The sequence below is a fragment of the Vibrio sp. 704 genome (genome assembly GCF_033339295.1).
This window is the reverse complement of the sequence record NZ_JAWOUH010000317.1, coordinates 1-791: the sequence shown is the minus strand read 5'-3', so window position 1 is coordinate 791 and position 791 is coordinate 1. Positions and strand designations below refer to the sequence as shown.

Sequence of the window (791 nt, the reverse complement as noted above, 5' to 3'; positions counted from 1 at the left end):
AAGATAACCAAGTGGCCAAAGAATCTGACCTTAGGTGGCGCAGTCGCGCGTTAATTGGATAGACAAAAAGAGATACGCAGAGACAAAAACACCTCGTTCAATACGAGGTGTTTTTCATTGGAGTAGTTGGATGCGCCTAAATCATTTGGGCAGCATACGCAGCGACTAATCTTGGTTATTTACTGGGTTAGCGTAGCTCGCAACAAGATACGGTCTTGCGCCTTCTGGTAACTGTTCTAGCTTATCAGCAAGCTGACGTTTCACCGCTTCTGTGATAATGCTTGAATCTTCACGACCTGCAGCGAGCAAGTTGATCGGATACAACTTATAGTTCTCGTGGATCTGACGGTCGATTTCATTCGCTAGCGATTCAGGCGTTTCAAACTCTTGCTCAATCACATCACCAAATGCCACATGAACACGGCCTTTGTAGCCAACAATACCTTGGATGATGCTTTCGATGTCTTCAAACTCGCCTTTTTCATAACGGCCGTTTTCTGCTTTCTCAAATAGCTCTTTTGCCTTAGCGATGTCACATGGATCGTTCTCGTAAGCAATCGAGACCGGCACAATTTTTAACGAGCGCATGTACTCGCCAAACGCGACCTTTTGCTTGCGACCTTCAACATGGAACATTTTTAGGATCGCAGGATCTGTAAAGTCGTTACCGTCTTTCGCGCGCCCTTCTTTTTGAGCAATCCAAATAGAGTTGCCCGTATCCAGCGAGTGCTTGATGTAGCCAGACAACTGTCCAAGCGCTTTCATCATCTCTCGTGGAGCTTTTGCAGAAC

General features: G+C 46.1%; 1 pseudogene. It reads right to left on the bottom strand.

From position 1 onward, the window contains the following. Positions 1-165: 165 nt before the first annotated feature. A pseudogene (locus tag R7R24_RS26165) lies at positions 166-791 on the bottom strand (1-acyl-sn-glycerol-3-phosphate acyltransferase); the annotation flags it as partial.